We start from the raw sequence: 7,086 nt of genomic DNA on the forward strand, positions 1-7,086 counted from the left end.
AACTGCTTGGGGCGCACCTCGCGCGAAGCCGGCCACAGCCGCGTTCCGGCACCGCCGCACATGATCAGGGGGATAATTTTTTGGGACACGTGTGAGCTACTCAAGAGAGGGGTTTATATGCGGTGATAATTTCGATACCAGTCGACAAAGCGGCCCAAGCCATCCGCCAGCGGCGTCGAGGGCGTGAAGCCGACGTCGCGTTGCAGGGCCGAAATGTCGGCGCGCGTCTCAAGCACGTCGCCGGCCTGCATCGGCAAAAGCGTGCGGATCGCGGGCTTGCCGATGATCTTCTCCAGTGTCTCGACGAACTCGATCAAATTGACCGAGCAATTGTTGCCGATGTTGTAGACGCGATACGGCGCGTCACTCGACGAGTTTTCCGGCTGCTCGGCGTTCCACGCGGGATTCGGTGTCGCGGGGCGATCGAGGGTGCGGATCACGCCCTCGACGATGTCGTCGACGTAAGTGAAATCGCGCCACATATTTCCATGATTGAAAAGCTTGATCGGCTCACCCGCAAAGATCGCGCGCGTGAAGAGCCAGGCGGCCATATCGGGCCGACCCCATGGACCATAGACCGTGAAGAAACGAAGACCGGTCACGGGCAGCTTGTGAACATGCGCGAACGTGTGCGCCATCAGCTCGTTGGCCTTCTTGCTCGCGGCATAGAGGCTGACCGGATGATTGACCGAATGCTCGGTCGAATACGGCAAGGTGCGATTGGCGCCATACACGGAGCTCGACGAGGCGTAGACAAGATGCACCAGACCATGGCGCCGGCCGGCTTCGAGCACGGTGACGAAGCCATCACAATTGGCGCGGATGCTGGCGATGGGATCGTCGATCGACGCGCGCACGCCGGGCTGCGCCGCAAGGTGCACCACGCGGTCGGGCGCGACCTCGTCGAACACACGCGTCACCGCAGCGAAGTCGGCAAGATCGATCTCGTGGAATGTAAAGGCATCATGCTTGAGCATCTCGAGGCGAGCGCGCTTGAGCGCCGTATCATAGTAAGGCGTTACTGCGTCGATGCCGACAACTCGTTCCCCGCGCGCAAGCAAGCGCTCACAGACATGCATGCCGATGAAGCCGGCAGCGCCGGTAACCACCACGGGGGCCAAAATAAACTCCGTTGTTCGTCCTCATATACCGCATTGCCAGACTGAACCGGTAGAGGCAAGGGTTCAGCATTGGAGAACAGCCCCCTCGCATCGGCAAGCTTAATGCCGGGCGCTTCGGATGTCAGCCTCTCCAAGTTAACCAGACTGGGGCGTCCGTTGCCTGACGACGCAACATCAGATGCGCGTCCACAAAAGGCTCCCGCCTGCCCGGAAAGTCCTTCAACAAGTGTTCCCGGAGAGCACCGAACGATCAGCGCCTGACGGCATTCGGCGCAGGACGCGGCCAGGCCCCTCCGTCTGCCAGACGAACTCAGCGCAGTACCTCTGCTTAAGCCAGCACACCTAGGCGCCGTGGGCGTCGATGGTCGCGGTGAGGCGGCCGCTCCAAAGCTCGGTGAATTTCCTCACTCAACTCCCAACCTCGCGGGCGATCCGACCTTTGCACGGATCACATCGGCGGCAACCTATTTCCCTGCAATCAGGGAAATAAACAGCGAAAGGATGGCACATAGTCGGGTGGCTCCAAGCCGAAAGACCGGAAAACCTCAGCAAAACTCGAGAGTGACGATGCTCGCGCGCGAAAGTATCAGGGAATATCAAAACACGTAACAGGGAAAGAACAGAGCATTGAACACGCCCGATAGGCGAGAACAATGAGCAGGAATCTCATACGCAGTTGCGACGCCAAGAGTTCTAAGAACACTAAGCCACCCAACTTTGAGGCCCGCCTTTCTGCGGAGTGCACCCGCTGTCTTGAAGGAAGTAGGCGCCCGGAACCGGTATCGCTCCAAACGATTTCAAGGAGAATAGCAGAAGCGTAGAGGGGCAACGACTGCTGTTAGATCATAAAGCCTGAACTTCCGCGACGAGCGGGAGTTGCGCGAAATGATCGGTCGTGGCTGCCGGCCCGCCGAAGTTACTGCAGTCTTGGATCGAGCACGCCAAGCCGCAGATGCCTACGAGGCCGTAAGTTTTCGATTAGTCCTTCCCTCGTCTCCGGTGCTGTCGCCTACAACCATTTGGTTAGGGCGATTGGCTGGATGCCTTGGCAGCTAGTTCGCTTCCCGCCCGACTGCATTTTGCTTAACATGGTCGATGGCAAGAGCGTATTCGAAGGCGATTCGATCAATTCATTCTGCCGCCATACGCGGTCATTCGCCGTGCGGTAAGAGCCCATGCCGTGACGGGCAGATGCCTTGGTTGCTTGCGGACAAGTGGCGCGCGAGGCACTTTTCGCACCCATCGAGCGACGCAGCCCCTATTGACTGGCCTCAGTCATCTACAAATGCGCACGGACTATTCGCCGGACGACGATCTGAAACTTATCATGTCCCCGAAGCCAGGGGTCGCGACTGAAGGTGTGGTCGGCTCGCTGGGATTATCCGGATCGGCATGACCGCTTCACTGTTGCCGCAGAGACGATCGCGGCAGCATAGCCGGCACGAATAGCCCTTGCCCAGCTCCCTGCAGCCTACAAATTCAGAGGTAAGCCGCATATGCGTGCTTCAAGCCGTCGTGAAGCGGTGTCGTCGCGCGCCAGCCGAGCTCGGCTAGCCGGCTGACGTCGAGCAGCTTGCGCGGCGTTCCGTCGGGCCGCGAGCTATCGAAACTGATTTCGCCGCGGTAACCGACGACAGTGGCCACGACACGCGCGAACTCTGCGATCGTGATGTCCTCGCCAGTACCGATGTTGACCAACTCGGCGCTCGAATATGTCTTCATCAGATGCACGCAGGCATCCGCCATGTCGTCGACATAAAGGAACTCGCGCCGCGGCGTGCCGGTGCCCCACACAATGACGCTCTTCGCGCCCGAAACCTTGGCCTCGTGGAAGCGACGGATCAGGGCGGCGACGACGTGACTATATTCAGGGTGATAATTGTCGCCAGGACCGTAAAGATTGGTAGGCATCACGCTGATGAAGTCGCGTCCGTACTGGCTGCGATAGGCCTCAGCCATCTTGATCCCGGCGATCTTGGCAATAGCATAGGGCTCGTTGGTCGGCTCCAGCGGACCAGTCAGGACAGAATCTTCTCGCAATGGCTGCGGCGCCATTTTCGGATAGATGCAGGACGAGCCCAGAAACATCAGCTTCTCGGCGCCGTTCTGATGCGCGGCCTGGATCACGTTGGTCGCGATCGCGATGTTATCGTAGATGAATTCTGCCCGCAGCGTGCTGTTAGCGACGATGCCGCCGACCTTGGCGGCGGCGAGGAAGATCACCTGCGGCCGCGTCCTCGCGAACCAGTCGAACACCGCCGCCTGGTTGCACAGATCGAGCTCACGCCGGTCCACCGTGACGAGCCTGACGTCCTCCCGTTCGAGCCGGCGCGCAAGCGCGCTGCCAACCATGCCGCGATGGCCGGCGACGTAGACGCTCTTGCCTCTCAGCTCAAACGGTGCGTTTGCCACTCGCCGCGTCCCGTTTTGCGTCCGCCAGATCGCTCGCCATCATCTCTGCGACCAGCTCTGCAAAGCTCCGCTTCGGCGCCCAGCCAAGCACCTCGCGCGCCTTGCTGGCATCGCCAACTAGAAGATCGACCTCGGTGGGGCGGAAATAGGTCGGATCGACCTTCACCGCCGTCTTGCCGGTCTTGATGTCGACGCCGGTCTCCTCGACGCCCTCGCCGCACCATGCGATGCGGCGGCCGACTTGCGCGAACGAGAGTTCGACCATCTCTCGCACCGAGTGCATCTCGCCGGTGGCGAGCACGAAATCGTCGGGCTTGTCGGCCTGCAGGATCTTGTGCATGCCCTCGACATAGTCGCGCGCATGGCCCCAGTCGCGCCTGGCCGAGAGATTGCCAAGATAGAGCGTCTCCTCCAGCCCGACCTCGATGCGGGCGACAGCGCGCGTGATCTTGCGGGTGACGAAGGTTTCGCCGCGGATCGGGCTTTCGTGGTTGAACAGGATGCCATTACTCGCGAACATGCCGTAGGCCTCACGGTAGTTCACCGTGATCCAGTAGCCGTAAAGCTTTGCCACGCCGTAAGGCGAGCGCGGATAGAACGGCGTCGTCTCCTTCTGCGGGATCTCCTGGACGAGACCGTAGAGCTCCGAGGTTGAGGCTTGGTAGAACCGCGTCTCCTTCTCCATGCCGAGGATGCGGATCGCTTCCAGCAGGCGCAGGACGCCGATGCCGTCGGCATTGGCGGTGTATTCTGAGCTTTCGAAGCTGACGGCGACGTGGCTTTGGGCAGCGAGATTGTAGATTTCGGTCGGTCGGATCTGCTGTACCAGACGGATCAGATTGGTCGAATCCGTCATGTCGCCGTAGTGCATCAAAAACGGGACGTTGCCGACATGCGGGTCCTGGTAGAGATGATCGACCCGCGCGGTGTTGAACGAGGAGGAGCGCCGCTTGATGCCGTGCACGACATAGCCGAGCGACAGCAGATATTCGGCGAGATAGGCGCCGTCCTGGCCGGTCACACCGGTGATGAGAGCGATCCGCTCAGCCATGCCTTATGCCTTGGTTCCTGCTAAAGGAAATCAAAGAACGGATAACCACCGTTCGCGTGCCGTGGCAAGGTCCCTGAAGGCGAAAAGCGAGCGAACCGCAGCCTTCCCGGGCAACACGGATGTATCGCCGGCCACCGGTTCAGTCGCCGTGGTGCTTCAGGTTCGATGCGAGGAAGCGGCCGAGGCCGTCCGCGATCACATCGACGGCGCAAAACCGGAGAGTGAAAAGTCGAACCCGTTTCCAGAACGTCGCCGGCCTGATTGGCAGCAGCTTTCGGTCGCGAGCCTGGCGATGGTCTTCTTGAGCATCTTGACCGACGCCGATCTGCTGCGCGAGATGATCGGCTTTGCCGCTCAGCTTCTGATGGAGCCGGAAGTGGGAGGCCAAACCGGGGCGGCTTACGGCGAGATAACTGCCGAACGCCTGACCCAGCGCAAGGGCTGTTGGGAGCGGATCTAGGAGACCCGCGCCGGCGCAGTCGAGCTGCGCATTCCCAAGCGGCCCAACGGCTCTTACTTCCCGGGCTTCCTGAAGCCGCGCGACGTGGCCGAGAAGGCGCTCACCGCGGCGCTCTAGGAAGCCTAAGTGCAGGTCGTTTCAATCAACTCGGTCGACGATAACTTGGAATCCATCGCGCCATCGAACAATGCTCCGATCGTTAGCCTTCCGGCTATCCCCCGCTGATCAGCCCGGCTCTCGCCGGCGAGAACGGTGACCCGCCAGCTACAGCACGCCAGGGCACGCTCTCCCGTTCGATATCCCTGCAAGAACGGAAAGATCTAGGCCTTTGCAACGGAGACCACAATCTGTTCGAAAGCGAATGCCGCAAATTCGACTGCTCGCACTGGATCTAGAACAGAAGTTTGCTAGCCACCGCCCACGTTGCAGCCGCAATTAGATATAGCCAAGCAAGAGATGCTACGGTTACGGCTATCGCCCAGATGACAGCAAATAGGCGCCGACGTCCATGAACTGACCGCGGAAGCTTCTGTTGGCCATCCTCTTCCTCGGCAGAAACATTTAGGTCGCGTGAATCCACTATTGGCATAAGTGCAAGAGAGTTAGCTGCATCGGGGAAGGCAATCTGGACCTCGCATTCGCAAGTACGCAAGCATATTAGAACTATGAGTCTTGACAGAATTTAGACCCTGAACTGAACACAGCAGGATGCCCTTGTGAAATGTAAGTTTTTCAAAGTACAAAGTGAGTGCACGAAGCGTTCGGGATGCTCAGAGCATTCCAGCCTGCGGCTTTTGCATATGCCCTGCGGAGCGGCACCATCGTGGCGACGTGGCAGTCGCAGTCACGATACCTTCCTGTTTCGGCTCTCAGATCGGCCTCTTGAGCGATTTGTCGGCTGTGCTAGGATGTTTCTATTGTCGTGCAACTTTCCGTAACTGTTTCAGCATTTTGGTTGCAGCGGCAGTTGTCCACTAGACTGGCATGATTTTTGCCGTCGTACCTTTGTTTTGTTCTTTTTTTGAGGCGTTGATTGCGAGTGTGTACCTGATGAAGAATCTTGGCGTGCGCAACGGTGCCTTCGGCGCCGACAAATTCGGCTTAAAGAATCTCAAGCAGGTTCACTGGAACCTCGGTGCGCCGCAACTCTATCAACACTCGCTCTCCGCGGGCGAGGCGGTGCTGTCGGCCGATGGCGCGCTCTGCGCCGACACCGGCGAGTTCACCGGCCGCAGCCCCAAGGACAAGTTCACGGTGCGTGACGCCACCACCGACAAGAAGATGTGGTGGGCCGGCAACCAGTCGATCACCGCAGAGCAGTTCGAGACGCTCTACCAAGACTTCCTCAAGCACGCCGAAGGCAAGTCGCTGTTCGCGCAGGACCTCTATGGCGGCGCCGATCCGGCTTATCGCATCAAGACCCGCGTCTTCACCGAACTCGCCTGGCACTCGCTCTTCATCCGCACGCTGCTGATCCGCCCCGAGGCGCTCGAGCTCTCGGCGTTCGTGCCCGAGCTCACCATCATCGACATGCCGAGCTTCCGCGCCGATCCGAAGCGCCATGGCTGCAAGTCGGAGAACGTCGTCGCGATCGATTTCGCCCGCAAGATCGTGCTGATCGGTGGCTCTTATTATGCCGGCGAGATGAAGAAGTCGGTCTTCACCACGTTGAACTACTATCTGCCCGAGCGGGGCGTGATGCCGATGCATTGCTCGGCCAATGTCGGCGCCAAGGGTGATGCTGCGATCTTCTTCGGCCTGTCCGGCACCGGCAAGACCACGCTGTCAGCCGATCCGAACCGCACGCTGATCGGCGACGACGAGCACGGCTGGGGCCCGAACGGCGTCTTCAACTTCGAAGGCGGATGCTATGCCAAGTGCATCAAGCTGTCGCAGGAAGCCGAGCCCGAGATCTACGCCGCCTCGACGCGCTTTGGCGCCGTGCTCGAGAACTGCGTGCTCGATGAAGACACCCGCGTGGTCGACTTCGACGACGGCTCCAAGACCGAGAACACCCGCTCGGCCTATCCGCTCGAATTCAT

General features: G+C 59.9%; 5 protein-coding genes and 1 pseudogene. 2 read left to right on the forward strand and 4 right to left on the reverse strand.

What is annotated here, in order from left to right; genetic code table 11:
- The 4 genes from AC0L3S_RS38590 to gmd form a co-directional block, all read right to left on the reverse strand.
- On the reverse strand, positions 1 to 89 hold an 89-nt coding region (locus AC0L3S_RS38590; RefSeq protein ID WP_473285125.1), incomplete at its 3' end, for a sugar phosphate nucleotidyltransferase.
- Positions 90 to 113: 24 nt separating this feature from the next.
- Positions 114 to 1,121 carry an NAD-dependent epimerase/dehydratase family protein gene (locus tag AC0L3S_RS38595; RefSeq protein ID WP_473285117.1) on the reverse strand — a complete coding sequence of 336 codons (1,008 nt, stop codon included), beginning with the start codon at positions 1,119 to 1,121 and terminating at the stop codon, positions 114 to 116.
- A 1,479-nt stretch (positions 1,122 to 2,600) separates the two neighbouring features.
- A complete protein-coding gene (gene fcl, locus AC0L3S_RS38600; RefSeq protein ID WP_473285119.1) occupies positions 2,601 to 3,533 on the reverse strand; it encodes a GDP-L-fucose synthase in 933 nt (310 codons plus the stop codon).
- Entirely contained in the window at positions 3,514 to 4,584 is a 1,071-nt protein-coding gene (gene gmd / locus AC0L3S_RS38605; RefSeq protein ID WP_473285121.1) for a GDP-mannose 4,6-dehydratase, read from the reverse strand. Before gmd ends, fcl begins: the two co-directional genes overlap by 20 nt.
- Positions 4,585 to 4,876: 292 nt before the next feature.
- On the opposite strand from gmd, the pseudogene AC0L3S_RS38610 reads away from it, so the two are divergent.
- Both AC0L3S_RS38610 and AC0L3S_RS38615 read left to right on the forward strand, forming a co-directional pair.
- A pseudogene (locus AC0L3S_RS38610) lies at positions 4,877 to 5,158 on the forward strand (transposase); the annotation flags it as partial.
- Between the two features lie 936 nt (positions 5,159 to 6,094).
- A partial coding sequence (locus tag AC0L3S_RS38615) for a phosphoenolpyruvate carboxykinase (ATP) (RefSeq protein WP_473285123.1) occupies positions 6,095 to 7,086 on the forward strand: 992 nt, incomplete at its 3' end.

It is taken from the genome of Bradyrhizobium sp. Ken01, from assembly GCF_055807355.1.